Here is a 17,600-nt window from a genome sequence, read left to right on the forward strand (position 1 = left end):
CATGTTCTTCCACCGTCAAGAGCTCCAGTTCAAGTCAACTCCCTCCAAGCCCGATGCCGTCTTCGCCCGCCGGTTCCAGGAGGTGCTCGGCGGCCAGTACGGCGAGATCACCGTCGCCATGCAGTACGGCTTCCAGGCCTGGAACGCCCACGAGCCCGGCAAGTACCGCGACCTGCTCTACGGCATCGGCGCGGAGGAGTTCGGCCACGTCGAGATGATCGCGATCATGATCGCCCAGCTGCTCGAGAAGGCTCCCGTCGAGCAGTCCGAGGACGCCATCAAGAAGGACCCGGTCCTCGGCGCGGTCATCGGCGGCACCGACATCCAGGCCGCGATCGTCGCGGGCGCGGGCGTCCGCCCCGTCGACAGCAACGGCAACCCCTGGCAGGGCTCGTACATCACGGCGAGCGGCAACCTGCTGGCCGACTTCACCGCCAACGCGAACGCCGAGATGCAGGGCCGCCTGCAGGTCGCGCGGCTGTACCACATGACCGACGACCACGGCGTGCGGGATCTGCTCTCGTTCCTCCTGGCCCGCGACACGATGCACCAGAACCAGTGGATCGCCGCCGCCGCCGAGCTGCGCGCGGAGGGCGCGGAGGACCTGCCGGTGCCCTCGAACTTCCCGCTCTCGAAGGAGGAGCGCTCGGTGTCGTACGAGTACATCAACTTCTCGGACGGCGCCGCGGCCGCCGAGGGCAGCTGGGCCTCCGGCCCCACGCCCGACGGCAAGGGCGAGTTCAGCTACCGCACGGCCAGCCCGGACGACGGCGTGCCGATGCCGCCGCCCACCCAGCCGGACGAGCGCTTCTACGGCACCTCGCCGAAGCCGAACATCGTCGAGAAGGCCGTCGGCGCCGTGAAGGACGCGGTGACCGGCAAGTAGCGGTCGAGACCGTGGACGCCGGGAGGCGAAACGATTCGCGTCGTTTCGCCTCCCGGCCCTGGTCTGACGAGTGGGGATGCACCTAGGCTGACTGCGAATCGTTTCGCCTCACGACCCCGAGGAGTGGCATGGACGCCGCCGTCACCGCCGCCGACCCCCGCACCGCCGCTCCGCCGGCGCACCGCACCCTCGCGAGCGGCCGCCGCATCCCCTCGATCGGCGCCGGCACCTTCGGCTCCGACCGCTACGACGCCGAGACGGTCGGCCTCGCCGTCGAGCACTCGCTCCGGGCCGGCTTCCGCCTGCTCGACTGCGCCACGGTGTACGGCAACGAGCCGCGCGTCGGGCGAGCGATCGCCGACTCCGGCGTGCCGCGCGAGGAGCTCTTCGTGATGTCGAAGATCTGGAACGACGCGCACGAGCCCGACGCCGCCGTCGCGTCGGTCGAGCGCTCGCTCGAGGACCTCGGCCTCGACGTGCTCGACGCCGTCTTCGTGCACTGGCCGTTCCCCAACCACCACCCGCCCCATGCCGAGACCGACGCCCGCGACCCGGAGGCGCGCCCCTACGAGCACGCCGCGTTCCTGCGCACCTGGGCGGCGCTCGAGTCGCTCGTCGACCGCGGTCTGGTCCGGCACCTCGGCACCTCGAACGTCACGATCGCCAAGCTCGAGCGGATCCTCGCCGACGTGCGCATCGCCCCAGCGCTCAACGAGATGGAGCTGCACCCCTGCTTCCAGCAGCCGGAGCTGTTCCGCTACTGCCTCGATCACGGCATCCAGCCGATCGGCTACTCGCCGCTGGGCTCGCCGTCCCGCCCCGAGCGCGACCGCGTCGACGGCGACCTCGTCGACATCAAGCACCCGGCCGTGCAGGCGATCGCCCGCGAGCGCGGCGCGCACCCGGTCGTCGTCTGCCTCGCCTGGGCCGTCAACCGCGGCCAGATCCCGATCCCGTTCGCGGTGAAGCCCGAGCAGATCGAGGCCAACCTGGCCGCCGCCTCCCTCGCCCTCACCGCCGCCGAGCAGGAGTCGCTGCGCGGCGCCGAGCGCAACAACCGGCTGATCAAGGGCCAGGTCTTCCTCTGGCCCGGCAGCACCGACTGGCTCGACCTCTGGGACGCCGACGGCACGATCCCCGGCTGGGACGGCTACGGCTCCCCCGCGCTCTGAGATGGCGACGTACAAGGACCTGCAGCGGCTGACCGGGCTGTCGCTCTCGACGATCTCGAAGCACTACAACGGCCTGCCCGTACGCCCCGAGAACGCCGCCGCGATCGAGGCGGCGGCCGAGCGGCTCGACTTCCGCGTCAACGGCTTCGCACGCGGCCTGCGCTCCCGGCGATCCCGCACGGTGGGCGTGCTGCTGCCGGCCCTCGACAACGAGTTCCATCTGTCGATCATCGCCGGGCTCGAGCGGGCCCTGCGCGGCGACGGCATCGGCGTGCTGATCGGCGTCAGCCTGCCCGAGCCGGGCGCCGCCGTCGGGCTGCTGCTCGAGAAGATGGTCGACGGGATCGTCGCCGTCCCGACCCGGGGCGACGTCGACGCGCTCCGCAGCGCCTCCGAGCAGGGCACCCCCGTCGTGACCGTGGACTGGGTCGACGACGAGCTCGAGACCGACCGCGTGGTGCTCGACAACCGCGCGGCCGGCGCCTCCGCCGCCCGGCACCTCGCCGACCACGGCCACCGCGCGATCGCGGTGCTCGGCGGCGATCCGGACGTGTCGACCACCCGGGAGCGCACCGCGGGCGTCCTCGACGAGCTCGCCTCCCGCGGCCTCGGGCCGGCCGAGGTCGAGCTCGGCCCGCTGAGCGTCGAGAGCGGCATCGCCTCGATGGAGCGGATCCTGGCGCGCCGCGACCGGCCGACCGCCGTCTTCGCGAGCAACCGCGAGCTGACCGTCGGCGCGCTGACCGCGCTCGGCGACTCCGGCCTGCGCCTGCCCGCCGATCTCTCGATCGTCGGCTTCGACACCGTCGAGCTCGCGCGGGTCGTCCGACCGCGGCTGACCATCGTCGAGCAGCCGACCGACGCCATCGCCGCCGAGGCCGCCGCGCTGATCGAGCGCCGGCTCGACGGCAGCCCCGAGCCGTTCGAGACGCGCACCCTTCCCGGCCGGCTGATCGCCGGCGCCTCCGTCTCTCACGTCCACCACTGACATCCACCCCCTTCACCGAGGAGCACCATGCTGACCACGACCCTCCTGCACCCCGAGATCCTGCACGCGCTCGCCCGCGCCGGCCACGGCTCCCGGATCCTGATCGCCGACGGCAACTACCCCGTCGGCACCACGCTCGGGAGGAACTCCGCGCTCGTGCACCTCAACCTGCGCCCGGACACGCTCACCGTCGACGAGATCCTCGAGGCGCTGCTGACCGCGATCGTCGTCGAGGAGGCGACCGTGATGACCCCCGCGCCCGGCCTCGACGTGCCCGCGCAGGACGCCTTCCGCGCCACCCTCGACGGCGTCCCCTTCACCTCCGTCGAGCGCCACGCCTTCTACGCCGAGGCCCGCACCGACGACGTCGCCCTCACCATCGCCAGCGGCGACCGCCGCATCTACGCGAACCTGATCCTGACGATCGGCGTCCGCCCGGCCGGCGCCTGACCGCCCGGCCGCCCGCCCGCCTTCCCACCCACCCTCCAAAAGTTGCGGTACTCGCCGCCGACTACCGCAACTTCCGAGGAATGAATCCGTCCCGCCCGCGAGCGCCCCTCCCACCCTCCAGAAGTTGCGGTAGTCGAGCGCGACTACCGCAACTTCCGCGGAGTGAGGCGCGCCAGACGACGGGCAGCCGCCCGGCCTCCACACGTCGTCGTGGTCGACCTACGGAGACGACGACTTCCGGACTGCGGACGCTCGGCGAGGGACGCGCGCCCGCCCACCCTCCAGAAGTTGCGGTACTCGCCACCGACTCCCGCAACTTCTGAGGAGTGGACCCGCCCCGCCCACGAGCCCCCCTCCCCACCCTCCAGAAGTTGCGGTAGTCGGGCGCGACTACCGCAACTTTTGCGGGGTCGAGCGGGCCGGAGGACGGACAGTCGCCCGGCCTCCAAAAGTTGTTGTAGTCGGCCTACGGAGACGACAACTTCTGGACAGCGGACGCACCCTGCCCGACACGCGCCCGCCCACCCTCCAGAAGTTGCGGTCGTCAGACGCGACTACCGCAACTTTCGAGGAGTGAAGGCGGGTGCGGATACGGCCCCCCGCCTGAGAAGGCGCGAGGCGTTCTCCGAGCGGGCGTCCGTACTCTGAGCACCGTGGATCTGGACACCCTCCTCAACATCGGCCTCGTCGTGCTGTTCGTGCTCATCGGCGGGGTGTTCGCGGGCACCGAGATGGCGATCGTCAGCCTCCGCGAGAGCCAGGTGCGCGCGATCGAGGCGGGCAGCGAGCGCGGCCGGCGCATCGCGGAGCTGGTGCGGAACCCGAACACCTTCCTCTCGGCGGTGCAGATCGGCGTGACGCTCGCCGGCTTCTTCTCCTCGGCGTACGGCGCCTCGACGATCGCGCCGGACCTCGTGCCGCCGCTCGAGTCGCTCGGGCTCTCGAACGGCGCGGCCTCCACGGTCGCGCTGATCCTGATGACCCTCGTCATCGCCTACCTCTCGCTCGTGCTCGGCGAGCTCGTCCCCAAGCGCCTCGCCATGCAGAAGTCGGTCGCCTTCACCAAGGTGCTCGCCCCGCCGCTCAACACGCTCGCGCGTCTCATGCGCCCGATCATCTGGCTGCTGTCGGTCTCCACCGACGCGGTGGTCCGCCTCCTCGGCGCCGACCCGCGCGAGAAGGGCGAGAGCGTCTCGGCGGACGAGGTGCGCGACATGATCTCGAGCAACACCGAGATCGCCGAGGACAGCCGCCAGCTGCTCGCCGACGTCTTCCGCGCGGACGACCGGCGGGTCGCCGAGGTGATGCGCCCGCGGCCGGACGTCGACTTCCTCCGCGGCGACCTCCCTGTCGCCGAGGGCTACGCGGAGGTGCTCGGCCGGCCGCACTCGCGCTACCCGGTCGTCGGCGAGAACCGCGACGACGTCCTGGGCTTCGTGCACGTCCGCGACCTGATGGCCGCCTTCCCGGAGGCGGGCCGCGACGGCACCGCGAGCAGCGTCGCCGACATCACCCGCCCGATCCTGGCGGTCCCCGGCACGACGAAGGTGCTCGCGGCCCTGCGCACCATGCGGCAGGACGGCCACCAGATCGCGGTCGTCATCGACGAGTACGGTGGAACCGACGGCATCATCACCCTCGAGGACCTGCTCGAGGAGCTCGTCGGCGAGATCTACGACGAGTACGACGGCGCGCGCCAGGACGTCGACGCGAAGGCCGCCGAGCAGCTGCAGGACCTCGACGGCGGCATGATCCTCGAGGACCTGGAGGAGCTGCTCGGCATCGAGCTGCCCGAGGGCCCCTACGAGACCGTCGGCGGCTACGTGCTCGACCGCATCGGCCGGGTCGCCGTCGTGGGAGACACGCTCGTCGTCGGCGACCACGTGCTCCGGGTCGCCGAGACCGACCGCTACCGGATCTCGCGGGTCACGCTGACGCCGCAGCCCGCGTCGGAGCCGGCCGCGCCGGTCGACGCCGACTGACCACGGGTCCGGAAGTCCGGCCCCGATCCGTCGCCGCCCCGACCTGGAACGAGCCCCGCCCCGAAGCGACCCCCGCCCTCGTCACGGCAGCGGCGCCTCGACCCAGCGCGGCGCCGGCAGCCCGGTCGCACCCGGCCGCGCGAGCCACAGCCCGCCCGCGAGCGGGTACCGCGCCCGCTCGTCCGCCGACAGGTCGCGCGAGGCCGACGACACGACGGCGACGTCGAGCGCCTCGCCCGCGAAGGCGATGCTGGAGGAGTGCGGCGCGTCGATCGCGATGCCCTCGCCCTCGAGTCGGCGGCCCTCGGAGTCGTAGACGCGCACGCCGCTCCCGCCCCAGACCGAGCACCACAGCCGGCCCTCGGAGTCGACGGTCATGCCGTCGAGGAAGACGCCCTCCTCCGGCTCGAGGAAGGTCTCGCGCGGGCCGTTCACGCCGTCGAGGTACGGCCGCCGGTAGACGACGCCCGACTCGGTGTCGACCGAGTACATCACCGAGCCATCGGGCGACCAGCCGAGTCCGTTCGAGAGCCGCAGGTCGTGGTCGAGGACGGTGACCGCTCCGTCGTGCTCGAGGCGCAGCAGCACGTCGTCGCCGACCGACTCGCCCAGCGTCAGCGAGCCGACGACCAGCCGGCCCTGCGGGTCGATGGAGCCGTCGTTGAAGCGGTGCCCCTCGGGCAGCAGCTCGGAGCCGCGGGTCAGCGAGCCATCGACCTCCAGGATCGCGAGGCGGCGGGTGAGTGCGACGAGCACCCGGCCGTCGCCGAGCGGCAGCGCGCAGCCGACCTGCTCGCCGACGTCCGTGCGGGTGATCGCCCCGAGCCCGTCCGCAGCGAGCGGCGCCGACAGCACCGCGCCCGCCTCGATGTCCACCCAGGTCAGCCGGCCGGTCTCCCCGTCCCAGACGGGCCCCTCGCTCAGGACGTAGGCGGGCGTTCCGGCGGGTGTCGCATCGATCATCCCCCCACGCTACCCACGCCGCCCCCGCGCGCCCACCCCGCCCCCGCGCGCCCACCCCGCCCCCGCGCGCCCACCCCGCCCGTCCCCCTCCGCGAGATGCCACTTATGCACGCGACACGCCGTGAAAGGCGTGCACAAGTGGCATCTCGCGGAAGGGGGCAGGCGCGCACGTCGCCGGATACACCCGGCAGCGGCGCCGTGGCAAGGGGTGCATAGCCCGGCGATGCTCGGGTCTATCGTCGTCTCGCCGCGTCCGGGACCGCGCGCATCAGCAGCGCAGCCGGGGCGACAGGAAGGCGCGAGCCATGTCCACCGACACCGAAGAGCGCGGCCCCGTCCGGAGCCTCGTCCCCGCCCGCATCGACCGGCTGCCGTGGACGCGCTTCCACTGGTCGATCGTCGTCGGCCTCGGCTTCTCCTGGGTGCTGGACGGCCTCGAGATCCAGATCGTCGCGAGCGCCGGCTTCGCGAAGGAGTTCGACCTCTCGGCCGCGCAGGTCGGCGTGCTCGGCACGGTCTACCTGGTCGGCCAGATCGTCGGCGCGCTGATCTTCGGGCGACTGAGCGACCGGCTCGGGAGGCGCAAGCTCTTCATCCTGACGCTGGTGATCTACCTGGTCGCGAGCGGCCTGGCCGGCCTCGCGCCGAACTACCTCTTCCTCGCCGTCTTCCGCTTCTTCGCGGGGATGGGCATCGGCGGCGAGTACGCGGCGATCAACTCCGCCATCGACGAGCTGATCCCCTCGAAGTACCGCGGCCGGGTCGACATCGCGATCAACGGCACCTACTGGGGCGGCGCGGCGCTCGGCTCCGCGGCGAACCTCTTCTTCCTCAACGACCAGCTCTTCGCCGAGAACGTCGGCTGGCGCCTCGGATTCTTCCTCGGGCCGATCCTCGGGCTCGCGATCATCTACCTCCGCCGGCACATCCCCGAGAGCCCGCGCTGGCTGATGACCCACGGCCGCGAGGAGGAGGCGGAGCGCACCGTCGACGAGATCGAGCGCCGCGTCGAGTCGGAGGGCGGGAAGCTCGAGCCGGTCGACGACTCGCAGGCGATCACCGTGAAGGCGACCGAGAGCATCCCGTTCCGCACCATCGCGCGGGTGCTGATCAAGCAGTACCCGAAGCGGACCCTGGTCGGCGCGACCATGATGATCACCCAGTCGTTCCTCTACAACGCGATCTTCTTCACCTACGCGCTGGTGCTGGAGAACTTCTACGGCGTGGAGCAGAACGCCGTGTCGTACTTCTTCTTCCCGTTCGCGATCGGCAACCTCGTCGGTCCGCTGGTGCTCGGCCACCTCTTCGACGTCTGGGGCCGGCGGAAGATGATCTTCCTGACCTACGGCGTCTCCGGCGCGGTGCTCGCGCTGTCGGCGCTGCTGTTCAGCATGGACGTGCTGACCGCGACGACCCAGACGGTCCTCTGGTGCGTCTCGTTCTTCTTCGCCTCCGCCGGCGCCTCGAGCGCCTACCTCACGGTCAGCGAGATCTTCCCGCTGGAGCTGCGCAGCCAGGCGATCTCGTACTTCTTCACCCTGGGCCAGATCGCCGGCGCCGTCGCGCCGACCCTCTACGGCGTGCTGATCGGCGACGGCAGCGACCGCGGCCCGCTCACCGTCGGCTACTTCGTCGGCGCGGCGGTGATGATCGTCGGCGGAGTCGTCGCCCTGATCTTCGGCGTCGACGCCGAGCGCCGCAGCCTCGAGAGCATCACCGAGCCCCTCTCCACGGTCCGCGACTGACCCCCTCCTCCCGCGAGATGCCACTTGTGCACGCTTTCCGCGGCGTGTCGCGTGCACAAGTGGCATCTCGCGGCGGGGAGCGGGGGAGGCGCGTACGCTGAGGGGACACCCCCGGACGCTTCGGCTACCGGGCGCGAGGCCCCTTCTCCGGAAGGGGCCTCAGCTCTTTCCGCCCCACGCGGCAGGGCGGTGGAGGACGCCGCGGTCGTCGTGAAGCACCTCCGGGAACCGGCTCCGCTCGAGCGCACCACGGCGGATCTTGCGGATGTGCGCGGGAGCCACCGAGAGCAGCGAGGCCGAGGGCCTCTCCGTGGGCGAGATCAAGCCGATCTCCCCGCCTGCCTCGTCGCGCACCATTCGGAAGGCCTCGGTGAAGTCCGAGTCGTTCGAGAGCAGGAAGAACGTTTCCGCCTCGCCCCGGAACGCGTCGACGAGCATGTGGGCGGCCAGGTTGACGTCGGACCCCTTCTCCTCTGTCTTGCGCACTCCGACCGTCACGAGCCGGCCGCCGTCGTCGAGCCGCGCAGGATGGACCGGCATGATCCGACGATCGATCCGGAACGTCCCCTCGTGGACGGTGATCCGCGGAGAAGTCCGCAGCGCGCGCACATACGTCTGCTGTCGGACCGGCGCCTGCGGGTCGGTCCCGAGCGTCGCCCGGATCATTGCCGTGAAGTACCGGACCCGGACCACGTCGAAGGTCGGCAGAAGGAGATCGCACAGGCGTGCGAGGTCGAGCCACTTGAGCGTCGGCTCCGACTGGAGGACTCTCCGGTAGAGGTTGAACCCGTCGACGTAGACGGAGGCCGTCGGTCGCGCTTCGTCCGTCGCGACGCCGGGTGAACGGAGGACGATCATCGCGGGAGGCTACCGACCGATCCACGCTCCCCGTCGACTCCCCGTCGCCGAACGTCGGGTGTGCTCAGGCCCCGTCCCCTCCCGCGAGATGCCACTTGTGCACGCTTCTCACGGCGTGTCGCGCGCACAAGTGGCATCTCGCGGCGGGGAGGGGCGGGGAGCGGGTCAGCCGACGTGGACGCCCGGGCGGCGCTCGCGGCGGGGCTCGGCGCGGCGGAGGACCTCGCGGGTGACGGGGGCGACCTCGCCGGTGCCGGTGATCAGGAAGCGGAACATGTTGGAGAGCGGGCCGCCCTCGGTCCACTCGAAGTAGACGTCCGGGACGACGCCGGTCAGGGCGCGGATCTCGAGCAGCACGGTGGCGATCGTGTTCGGGATGTTGCCGCTGGTCACCGTGAGCACGCGGAAGCCGTGGCAGACGCGCCCCTGCACCACGAGGTCCTCCTCGAAGTCGGACGAGTCGGTGGTGTGCACCTCGAGGAAGAGGACCGGGCCGCGCATCGGCAGGTTGCTGTCGCGCTGCTCCTCGGCCAGCTTGTCGCGGTACTCGCGCTCGGAGCCGTCGTCGGGCTCGTTCGCGAGGACGCGGATCACGCCGTAGTCGTCGGCGTCGGTGCTGAGGAAGTCGAGCGCCTGCGCGTCGAAGGTCACCGAGGTCGCCCGCAGCTGGAACGAGCGCTGCACCCGCGAGATCAGCGACACCACGAGGATCCCGAGGATGAACAGGCTCGCGATCCGCACGCCGTCCGGCCGCTCGACCACGTTCACGACCGTCGTGTAGACGAAGACGAGCGCGATCACCGCGAAGCCGACAGCCCGCTTGCGCTGCTTCTTGCGCTTGGCCGAGAGGAACACGGCGACGGAGGCGGACGTGATCAGCACCAGCACCCCGGTCGCGTACGCGCCGCCCTGGGCGTCGACGTCGGCCCGGAAGAGGATCGTGATCAGGAACGCGACGGCCGTGAAGACCAGCACCAGCGGGCGCACCGCCGCGGCCCACTGTGGCGCCATCCCGTAGCGCGGGAGGTAGCGCGGCACGATGTTGAGCAGCCCGGCCATCGCCGAGGCGCCCGCGAACCAGAGGATGCAGATCGTGCTGACGTCGTAGGCGGTGCCGAAGGCGTCGCCGAGGTACTCGTGCGCGAGGTAGGCGAGCGCGCGACCGTTGGCCTGCCCGCCCGGCTGGAACTCGGCCTGCGGGATCAGCAGCGTCGTCACGAAGCTCGAGGTGATCAGGAACGCCGACATCGTCACGGCGGCGGTGATCAGCAGCCGCTTCGCCCCGCGGATCCGTCCGAGCGGGGCCGCGTCGGTGTCGCTCGCGTCGCCGCGGATCTGCGGCATCACCGCCACGCCGGTCTCGAAGCCGGACAGCCCGAGCGCCAGCTTCGGGAACACGATCAGCGCGATGCCGACCATGATCAGCGGATTCCCGTGCTGCGTCGTCAGCGCCGACCACCAGTTCCCGATCACGACCGGGTTCTCGGCGACGTGCGCGATCGCGACGACGATGACGACCGCGTTCAGCGCGAGGAACACCGCGACCAGCACGACCGCGATCGAGATCGCCTCCTTGAAGCCGCGGAGGAAGACGATCCCGAGCAGCGCGACCAGCCCCAGCGTCAGCGGCACCTCCGCGCCGTGGAACCAGGCCGGCGCGAACGGGTTCTCGACCGCGTGCGCGGTGGCGTCGGCCGCCGACAGGGTGATGGTGATCATGAAGTCCGTCGCCGCGAAGCCGAGCAGCACCAGCACGAAGAGCTTGCCGCCCCACCACGGCAGCAGCCGCTCCAGCATCGCGATCGAGCCCTCGCCGCGGAAGCTCTCGCGGGCGACGCGGCGGTAGACCGGCAGCGCGCCGAACAGGGTCAGCAGCACCAGGACGATGGTCGCCAGCGGCGAGACCAGGCCGGCCGCGAGCGCCGCGATCGCGGGCTGGTAGCCGAGGGTGGAGAAGTAGTCGACGCCGGTCAGGCACATCACGCGCCACCAGGAGTGCGTCTTCTCGGTGGTGGAGTGCGGCCCGGGGTGCGCGCCGGAGTCGCTCCGCAGCCCCTCGAGCAGCCACGCCTTCACTCCGCCGCGGCGCGCGGAGGAGGGCGCAGAGGAGAGGGGCGAGGGTTCGAGGGCGTCGGCGTCGCCGCGGACGAGAGAGGAGGTCACTGGACGTGTCTACTCGGCGGAGGCGGCTCCGGAGCCGAGAACGCCCGGATCCATACGGTTCCCTAACGGGCAGTTCGCGGGCGGACGGCCCGACGGAAGCGGGTCACCGCCGCGACGCGTGCACAGATAAGGCTGGATGGCCGGATCAGCCCGAGAACGAGGCGATCGCGGCCATCCAGCCTTGGTTGTGCGCGGGGTGGGAGGACTACTCCTCGACGACGATCGTCGTGATGACCGGGTTGCGGCGGTGACGGCGGGTCAGCCAGCGGCCGAGGGTGCGCGTGATCAGCTTCTCGATCGCGTCGCGGTCGGTGGGCTGGCCGGCGGCCTGCAGCACCGCGTCGTCGATCGCCTTGCTGGCGTTCTCCTTCCAGCTCGGCTCCTCGACGAAACCGCGGGTGAAGAACTCGACCGGCTCGCCGAGCGTGCCGCGGTCCAGGTCGACGATGGCGAGCACCGTGATGGTGCCCTCCTCGGCGAGGACGCGGCGGTCGATCATCGCGTCCTCGGTCGCGACGCCGATCGTGGTGCCGTCGACGAAGACGAGGTCGGCCGGGATGCGGCCGCTCATCCGCGAGCGCCCCTTGACGAGGTCGATCGAGACGCCGTCCTCGACGACGAAGACGTTCTTCTCGTCGATGCCGGTGCGCGTCGCGATCGCGGCGTTCGCCGTGAGGTGGCGCCACTCGCCGTGCACCGGCAGGACCGCGGTCGGGCGGAGGATGTTGTAGCAGTAGGCGAGCTCGCCGGCGCTGGCGTGGCCCGAGACGTGCACCTTGGCGTTGCCCTTGTGCACGACCGTCGCGCCCCAGCGGGTGAAGGCGTTGATGATCCGGTAGATCGCGTTCTCATTGCCGGGGATCAGCGAGCTGGCGAGCAGCACGGTGTCGCCGGGGCCGATGTCGATGATGTGGTCCTTGTTGGCCATGCGCGAGAGCGCCGCCATCGGCTCGCCCTGCGAACCGGTGCAGATCATCACGATCTGGGTCGCGGGCAGCTTCTCGAGCACCTTCATGTCGACGACGAGGCCGGCCGGGATCTTGAGGTAGCCGAGCTCGGCGGCGATGCCCATGTTGCGGACCATCGAGCGGCCGACGAAGGCGACCTTCCGGCCGTGCTTCTGCGCGGCGTCGAGCACCTGCTGGATGCGATGCACGTGGCTGGCGAAGCTCGAGACGACGATGCGGCGCGGGGCGGTGCGGAAGACCTGGTCGATCGCGGGGGCGAGGTCGCCCTCTGAGATCGCGAAGCCGGGGACGTCGGCGTTGGTGGAGTCGACCAGGAAGAGGTCGACGCCCTCGTCGCCGAGGCGCGCGAAGCCGGGGAGGTCGGTGGTGCGCCCGTCGAGCGGGAACTGGTCCATCTTGAAGTCGCCCGTGTGCAGCACGAGACCGGCCTCGGTGCGGATGGCGACCGCGAGGCCGTCGGGGATGGAGTGGTTGACCGCGAGGAACTCGAGGTCGAAGACGCCGGCGTCGATCCGGTCGCCCTCCTTCACCGGGCGGGTGCGCGGGGTGATGCGGTGCTCGGTGAGCTTCGCGGTGATCAGCGCGAGGGTGAAGGTCGACGCGATGATCGGGATGTCCCCGCGCTCCTTGAGGAGATACGGCACGCCGCCGATGTGGTCCTCGTGGCCGTGGGTGAGGACGATCGCCTCGATGTCCTTCAGGCGCGAGCGGATCGCGGCGAAGTCGGGGAGGATCACGTCGATGCCGGGCTGGTTCTCCTCGGGGAAGAGCACGCCGCAGTCGACGATGAGCAGCTTGCCCTTGTGCTCGAAGACGGTCATGTTGCGACCGATCTCGCCCAGGCCGCCGAGCGGGGTGATGCGCATGCCGCCCTTCTCCAGCGGCTTGGGGGCGGGGAGCTCGAGGTGGTGGCGCGCGGGCTTGGCGGTTCTGGCGTTTCGCATGGGTGCTTTCCGGTGGGGGACGTGGCGTCGTGCTGGTGCGCGCGGCCCCCGCTTCGTGCGGAGCGCCTCGGCGCAGGTGGTCTGTGTGGTCGCAGGCGCCGGGTGGTTCCGGTGCTCTGCACGGCCTCGTCCGCGGCCACCCGGGTCGTGCTCCGCGCCGCATCGTGCGGCACCGGGAGCGGTGAGGGTGGGGGCGCGGGTCGCGGTGAGGAGGTGGATCCGGAGTGCTCGGATCGCTGCAGAGACCGCGGCGGCCGCGTCCAGCATGACAGCATCCGCCGGAAGTTGCCCGCACTGCGCCGGATCCGCACTGGGCCCTGGCACGACGGAGCCCCCTCGCCGTCGCCGGTCGAGGGGGCTCAGCGCCCTCCGCGAGATGCCACTTGTGCACGCGACACGCCGTGGAAGGCGTGCACAAGTGGCATCTCGCGGGAGGGGTCAGCGCAGGGAGTCGAGCACGGCCTCCAGCTCGTCGACGGCGGAGTCGATCTCGGCGGCGGTGACGACGAGGGGCGGGGCGAGGCGGATCGTCGAGCCGTGGGTGTCCTTGGCGAGGACGCCGCGGGCCATCAGGGCCTCGCAGACGGCGCGGCCGGAGGCGAGGGCGGGGTCGATGTCGATGCCGGCCCAGAGTCCGGCGCCGCGGACGGCGACGACACCGCGGCCGATCAGCGCGGTGAGGCGGGCGTGCAGCTGGGCGCCGCGCTCGCGGGCCAGCGCCTGGTACTCGCCGGTGGCGAGCAGCTCGACGACCGCGAGGCCGACGGCGGCGGCGAGCGGGTTGCCGCCGAAGGTCGAGCCGTGCTGGCCGGGCTGGAGCACGCCGAGCACGTCGGCGTTCGCGACGACCGCCGACACCGGCACGATGCCGCCGCCGAGCGCCTTGCCCAGCAGATAGACGTCCGGGACCACGTCGACGAGGTCGCAGGCGAAGGTCGCGCCGGTGCGGCCGAGGCCGGACTGGATCTCGTCGGCGATGAAGAGGACGTTGTGCCGCGCGGTGATCTCGCGCACGGCGGGGAGATAGTCGGCCGGCGGGACGACGATGCCCGCCTCGCCCTGGATCGGCTCGATCAGCACGGCGACGGTGTCCTCGTCGATCGCGGCCTCGAGGGCCGCCGCGTCGCCGAACGGCACCGTCCGGAAGCCGGGCGTGAACGGCGCGAAGCCGTCGCGCGCCTCCGCGTCGTCGCTGAAGGAGATGATCGTCGTGGTGCGGCCGTGGAAGTTGCCGGCCGCGACGATGATGTTCGCGCGTCCCGGAGCGACGCCCTTCACCCGGTAGCCCCAGGCGCGGGCGACCTTGATGCCGGACTCGACCGCCTCCGCACCCGTGTTCATCGGGAGGACCATGTCCTTGCCGGCGAGCGCGGCGAGCGCCGTCACGAACGGGCCGAGCTTGTCGTTGTGGAAGGCGCGGCTGGTGAGGGTGACCCGGGAGAGCTGCGCGCGCGCGGCGTCCAGCAGCACCGGGTGCGAGTGGCCGAAGTTGACGGCGGAGTACGCCGCCAGGCAGTCGAGGTAGCGGCGGCCCTCGACGTCGGTGATCCAGGCGCCCTCGCCGGTCGCGGCGACGACGGGCAGCGGGTGGTAGTTGTGCGCGGCGTGCGCCTCCTCCGCGGCGATCAGCTCGGCGGAACGGTCGGTCTCGGTGATGCTCATGTCGTGCCTCCTGAGGACGATCGACTCCTCAGAAGTTGTCGTACTCGAGCGGTGAGTACGACAACTTTTGGAGAGTGGGTGAGGGAGAAGGGGAGGGTCAGCGCCGCAGCTCGAGGGTGCAGCACTTCACGCCGCCGCCGCCGAGCAGCAGCTCGGACAGGTCGACGCCGATCGGGTTGTAGCCGCGCTCGCGCAGCTGGCGCTCGAAGCCGGCCGCCCGCGAGGCGATGACGACGTTGAGGCCGTCGGAGAAGGAGTTGAGCCCGAGCACGGACGCGTCCTCCTCCGAGACGAGGATCGCGTCGGGGTAGAGCTCGCGGAGGACGCGGTTGCCCTCCTCGCTGAACGCGCTCGGCAGGTAGGCGATGTTGGTGTCGTCGAGCACGGCGATCGCGGTGTCGAGGTGGTAGAACGACGGGTTCACCAGCTCGAGGGTGACGACCTCGCGGCCGAAGATCCGGGCGACCTCGGCGTGCGAGTCGGAGGCGGAGCGGAAGCCGGTGCCGGCGAGGATCCGCTCGCCGACGAGGAGGAAGTCGCCCTCGCCCTCGTTGACCTCCTCGGGCATGCGCACGTCGAAGCCGGCGCCGCGGAACCAGTCCATGTAGGCGGGGCCCTCGGGCTGGCGCTCGGGGTAGGTGAAGGAGGCGCCGTAGGCGATGCCGTCGATCACGAAGCCACCGTTCGCGGCGTAGACCATGTCGGGCAGGCCGGCCTCGGGCTCGATCAGCTGCACGTCGAAGCCGAGCTCGACGTAGGTGTCGTACAGCGTCTGCCACTGGCGCACGGCGAGCGCGGTGTCGGTCGGGACCTGCGGGTCCATCCACGGGTTGATGCGGTAGACGACGGTGAAGTGCTCGGGGCGGCACATCAGGATCGCCTTCGCGACGGGGATGCGGGTCGGGGCGGTGGCGAGCACGGCGGTATCGGTCATTCGAGTCCTCCTGCGAAAGGATGCGGATGAGCGGACCGGGTCCAGTGGCTCCGTCCCCGCGAGGCGGGTGGAGCACGCTCGCAGCCAGTCTCGCACGCGCGGATCCTGCGATTTCCGCCAGGAGACGCACGGAATCGCTCACTATCGCGGTCTCGCGCGCAGGATCGCGGCACTGCGGCGAGGACGCCTCCGAAGGGATGGACCGTCCGTCCGTGGCGCCGGCCGCGACGCACGGGGAGGGCGGGAGTCCTTCGACCACTCCCACGGACGTCGGATCTCCGTGGAAGAGACGCCCGCCCCCTGCTGGTCGAAGTCGCCGCGGCCCGGAGCCCGAGGTTCGCGCTGAGCGCCCTCCGGGTGCGGCCGTTAGCATTCGAGCATCGTGTCCGCCGCGGCCCGCCGCGCTCAACGGAAAGCCTCACCGTGACTCCTCGACGCCGCCGTCCGCCCGTGCCCGTCCTGGCGACCCGGTGACCTCCGGCACCGCGCCCCGCGCCCTCCTCCTCGGGATCGAGACCGGCGGCACCAAGGTCGTCGCCGCGGTCGCCGCGCGCGAGGACCCCGAGCGGATCCTCGCCACCACGACCCTGCCCACCCGCGGCCCCGCCGAGACCCTCGGCGACCTGGCCGCGTTCGCCCGCGATCACGGCGTCGAGGGGACGGTCGCCGCGATCGGCGTCGCCTCGTTCGGCCCGCTCGACATCGACCCCGCCTCCCCCGGCTACGGCCGACTCACCTCCACGCCCAAGCTCGGCTGGGAGGGCACCGACGTGCTGTCCCCGCTCGAGGCGGCGGCTCCCGGCGCGCGGACCGCGCTGGTGACCGACGTCAACGGCTCGGCCCTCGGCGAGGCGCGCTGGGGCGCCGGGCAGGGCGAGCCCGACTTCGTCTACCTCACCGTCGGCACCGGGGTCGGCGGCGGCCTCGTCGCGGGCGGCCATCTCCTCGCCGGCAGCGGCTGGCCCGAGGTGGCGCACGTGCTGCCCCGCCGGCACCCGGAGGACCGCTTCGAGGGCACCTGCCCGTTCCACGGCGACTGCCTCGAGGGGCTCGTCGCCGGCCCGGCGATCTCGGCGCGCTGGGGTGTGGACGGCTCGAGCCTCGGTGCGGAGGACGCGGCCGCGAACCTGCGCTTCAGCTCCTACTACCTCGCCCAGCTCGTGACGACGCTTGCCTACGTCGCGGGCGTCCGGCTCGCCATCGTCGGCGGCGGCGTCGCCAAGACGCCCGGCCTGCTCGCCGCCACCGAGGCCGAGGTGGAGCGCCTGATGGGCGCCCCCGGTGCGAACGGCACCGGCGCCGCCCACCTCCGCCTGGTCCCCCCGGCCCTCGGCGACGAGGCCGGCGTCCGCGGCGCCCTCTCCCTCGCGGAGTCCCTGCTCTGACCCCTCCCTGCTCCCCTCCGCGAGATGCCACTTGGGTACGCGACACGCCGACGAAGGCGTACCCAAGTGGCATCTCGCGGGAAGTGCGGAGGGGCTACAGGGCGTCGAGGTCGCGGAGGGCCGCCAGCGCACGGTCGAGGCGGGCGGGCTCGGGCTCGTCCCACCACTTCGGGCCGCGCTCGCCGAGGCCGTGCTTGGCCAGGCCGGTCCGCGTGCGGGCGGCGGCGACCGCGGCGTCGTCGCCGGCCTTCTTCGCCGTGCGCACGCCGGAGCGGCCGCGGCCGAGGTGCGACTTCAGCGCCGCGACGACGTCCTTGGGGAGGCTGGGGTCGGTCCGGCGCCAGCGGCGTCCGTCGACGACCAGCCAGCGCCCGTCGTCGGTGGGTCCGTCGGCGAGGGGCCCGTCATCGGAGCGCCCGTCAGCGGAGCGCCCGTCAGCGGCAGGCCCGTCAGCGGCAGGCCCGTCAGCGGCGGGTCCGTCGGCGCCAGGCTGATCGGTG

Annotated in this window: 14 protein-coding genes; 7 read left to right on the forward strand and 7 right to left on the reverse strand. The window is 71.9% G+C overall.

What is annotated here, in order from left to right; genetic code table 11:
- The first annotated feature begins 1 nt into the window (after position 1).
- The 5 genes from C1I64_RS14590 (at position 2) to C1I64_RS14610 (ending at position 5,478) form a co-directional block, all read left to right on the forward strand.
- Positions 2 to 886, forward strand: a complete 885-nt coding sequence (locus tag C1I64_RS14590; RefSeq protein WP_127887700.1) for a manganese catalase — start codon at positions 2 to 4, stop codon at positions 884 to 886.
- A 128-nt stretch (positions 887 to 1,014) separates the two neighbouring features.
- Complete coding sequence (locus tag C1I64_RS14595; RefSeq protein WP_127887701.1) at positions 1,015 to 2,058, forward strand: aldo/keto reductase family protein; 1,044 nt, start codon at positions 1,015 to 1,017, stop codon at positions 2,056 to 2,058.
- A gap of 1 nt (position 2,059) precedes the next feature.
- Positions 2,060 to 3,046, forward strand: a complete 987-nt coding sequence (locus tag C1I64_RS14600; RefSeq protein WP_127887702.1) for a LacI family DNA-binding transcriptional regulator — start codon at positions 2,060 to 2,062, stop codon at positions 3,044 to 3,046.
- 27 nt (positions 3,047 to 3,073) lie between these two features.
- Positions 3,074 to 3,496: an RbsD/FucU family protein gene (locus C1I64_RS14605; RefSeq protein ID WP_127887703.1), complete on the forward strand. Its 423-nt coding sequence runs from the start codon at positions 3,074 to 3,076 to the stop codon at positions 3,494 to 3,496.
- 653 nt (positions 3,497 to 4,149) lie between these two features.
- Complete coding sequence (locus C1I64_RS14610; RefSeq protein ID WP_127887704.1) at positions 4,150 to 5,478, forward strand: hemolysin family protein; 1,329 nt, start codon at positions 4,150 to 4,152, stop codon at positions 5,476 to 5,478.
- A gap of 81 nt (positions 5,479 to 5,559) precedes the next feature.
- Here C1I64_RS14610 and C1I64_RS14615 read toward each other — a convergent pair whose 3' ends face one another.
- Complete coding sequence (locus tag C1I64_RS14615; RefSeq protein WP_127887705.1) at positions 5,560 to 6,441, reverse strand: SMP-30/gluconolactonase/LRE family protein; 882 nt, start codon at positions 6,439 to 6,441, stop codon at positions 5,560 to 5,562.
- Positions 6,442 to 6,746: 305 nt separating this feature from the next.
- On the opposite strand from C1I64_RS14615, the gene C1I64_RS14620 reads away from it, so the two are divergent.
- Positions 6,747 to 8,186 carry an MFS transporter gene (locus C1I64_RS14620; protein ID WP_127887706.1) on the forward strand — a complete coding sequence of 480 codons (1,440 nt, stop codon included), beginning with the start codon at positions 6,747 to 6,749 and terminating at the stop codon, positions 8,184 to 8,186.
- A 159-nt stretch (positions 8,187 to 8,345) separates the two neighbouring features.
- On the opposite strand, the gene C1I64_RS14625 is transcribed toward C1I64_RS14620, so the two are convergent.
- The 5 genes from C1I64_RS14625 to ddaH form a co-directional block, all read right to left on the reverse strand.
- Positions 8,346 to 9,044: an NYN domain-containing protein gene (locus C1I64_RS14625; RefSeq protein ID WP_127887707.1), complete on the reverse strand. Its 699-nt coding sequence runs from the start codon at positions 9,042 to 9,044 to the stop codon at positions 8,346 to 8,348.
- Between the two features lie 165 nt (positions 9,045 to 9,209).
- Positions 9,210 to 11,024, reverse strand: a complete 1,815-nt coding sequence (locus tag C1I64_RS14630) for an APC family permease (protein ID WP_243588078.1) — start codon at positions 11,022 to 11,024, stop codon at positions 9,210 to 9,212.
- 388 nt (positions 11,025 to 11,412) lie between these two features.
- A complete protein-coding gene (locus tag C1I64_RS14635; RefSeq protein ID WP_207901707.1) occupies positions 11,413 to 13,041 on the reverse strand; it encodes a ribonuclease J in 1,629 nt (542 codons plus the stop codon).
- 516 nt (positions 13,042 to 13,557) lie between these two features.
- Positions 13,558 to 14,781, reverse strand: a complete 1,224-nt coding sequence (rocD, locus tag C1I64_RS14640; RefSeq protein ID WP_123732521.1) for an ornithine--oxo-acid transaminase — start codon at positions 14,779 to 14,781, stop codon at positions 13,558 to 13,560.
- 97 nt (positions 14,782 to 14,878) lie between these two features.
- Entirely contained in the window at positions 14,879 to 15,715 is an 837-nt protein-coding gene (gene ddaH, locus C1I64_RS14645) for a dimethylargininase (protein WP_127887708.1), read from the reverse strand.
- Positions 15,716 to 16,185: 470 nt separating this feature from the next.
- Between ddaH and C1I64_RS14650 the strand changes: the two genes are divergently transcribed.
- Positions 16,186 to 17,100 carry an ROK family protein gene (locus C1I64_RS14650; RefSeq protein WP_164874556.1) on the forward strand — a complete coding sequence of 305 codons (915 nt, stop codon included), beginning with the start codon at positions 16,186 to 16,188 and terminating at the stop codon, positions 17,098 to 17,100.
- Positions 17,101 to 17,194: 94 nt separating this feature from the next.
- Here the strand turns inward: C1I64_RS14650 and C1I64_RS14655 are convergent, their stop codons facing one another.
- A complete protein-coding gene (locus C1I64_RS14655; RefSeq protein ID WP_127888594.1) occupies positions 17,195 to 17,464 on the reverse strand; it encodes a biopolymer transporter Tol in 270 nt (89 codons plus the stop codon).
- Positions 17,465 to 17,600 lie beyond the last annotated feature (136 nt).

Source organism: Rathayibacter festucae DSM 15932, assembly GCF_004011135.1.
Classification (GTDB): Bacteria; Actinomycetota; Actinomycetes; order Actinomycetales; family Microbacteriaceae; genus Rathayibacter; species Rathayibacter festucae.

Bases quoted from the DNA above. Each gene is read 5' to 3' on its own strand.
- C1I64_RS14600 (WP_127887702.1), top strand. From the start codon at position 2,060: ATGGCGACGTACAAGGACCTGCAGCGGCTGACCGGGCTGTCGCTCTCG.
- C1I64_RS14620 (WP_127887706.1), top strand. From the start codon at position 6,747: ATGTCCACCGACACCGAAGAGCGCGGCCCCGTCCGGAGCCTCGTCCCC.
- C1I64_RS14595 (WP_127887701.1), top strand. From the start codon at position 1,015: ATGGACGCCGCCGTCACCGCCGCCGACCCCCGCACCGCCGCTCCGCCG.
- C1I64_RS14635 (WP_207901707.1), bottom strand. From the start codon at position 13,041: ATGCGCATCACCCCGCTCGGCGGCCTGGGCGAGATCGGTCGCAACATG.
- ddaH (WP_127887708.1), bottom strand. From the start codon at position 15,715: ATGACCGATACCGCCGTGCTCGCCACCGCCCCGACCCGCATCCCCGTC.
- rocD (WP_123732521.1), bottom strand. From the start codon at position 14,781: ATGAGCATCACCGAGACCGACCGTTCCGCCGAGCTGATCGCCGCGGAG.
- C1I64_RS14615 (WP_127887705.1), bottom strand. From the start codon at position 6,441: ATGATCGATGCGACACCCGCCGGAACGCCCGCCTACGTCCTGAGCGAG.
- C1I64_RS14625 (WP_127887707.1), bottom strand. From the start codon at position 9,044: ATGATCGTCCTCCGTTCACCCGGCGTCGCGACGGACGAAGCGCGACCG.
- C1I64_RS14630 (WP_243588078.1), bottom strand. From the start codon at position 11,024: ATGTGCCTGACCGGCGTCGACTACTTCTCCACCCTCGGCTACCAGCCC.
- C1I64_RS14590 (WP_127887700.1), top strand. From the start codon at position 2: ATGTTCTTCCACCGTCAAGAGCTCCAGTTCAAGTCAACTCCCTCCAAG.
- C1I64_RS14605 (WP_127887703.1), top strand. From the start codon at position 3,074: ATGCTGACCACGACCCTCCTGCACCCCGAGATCCTGCACGCGCTCGCC.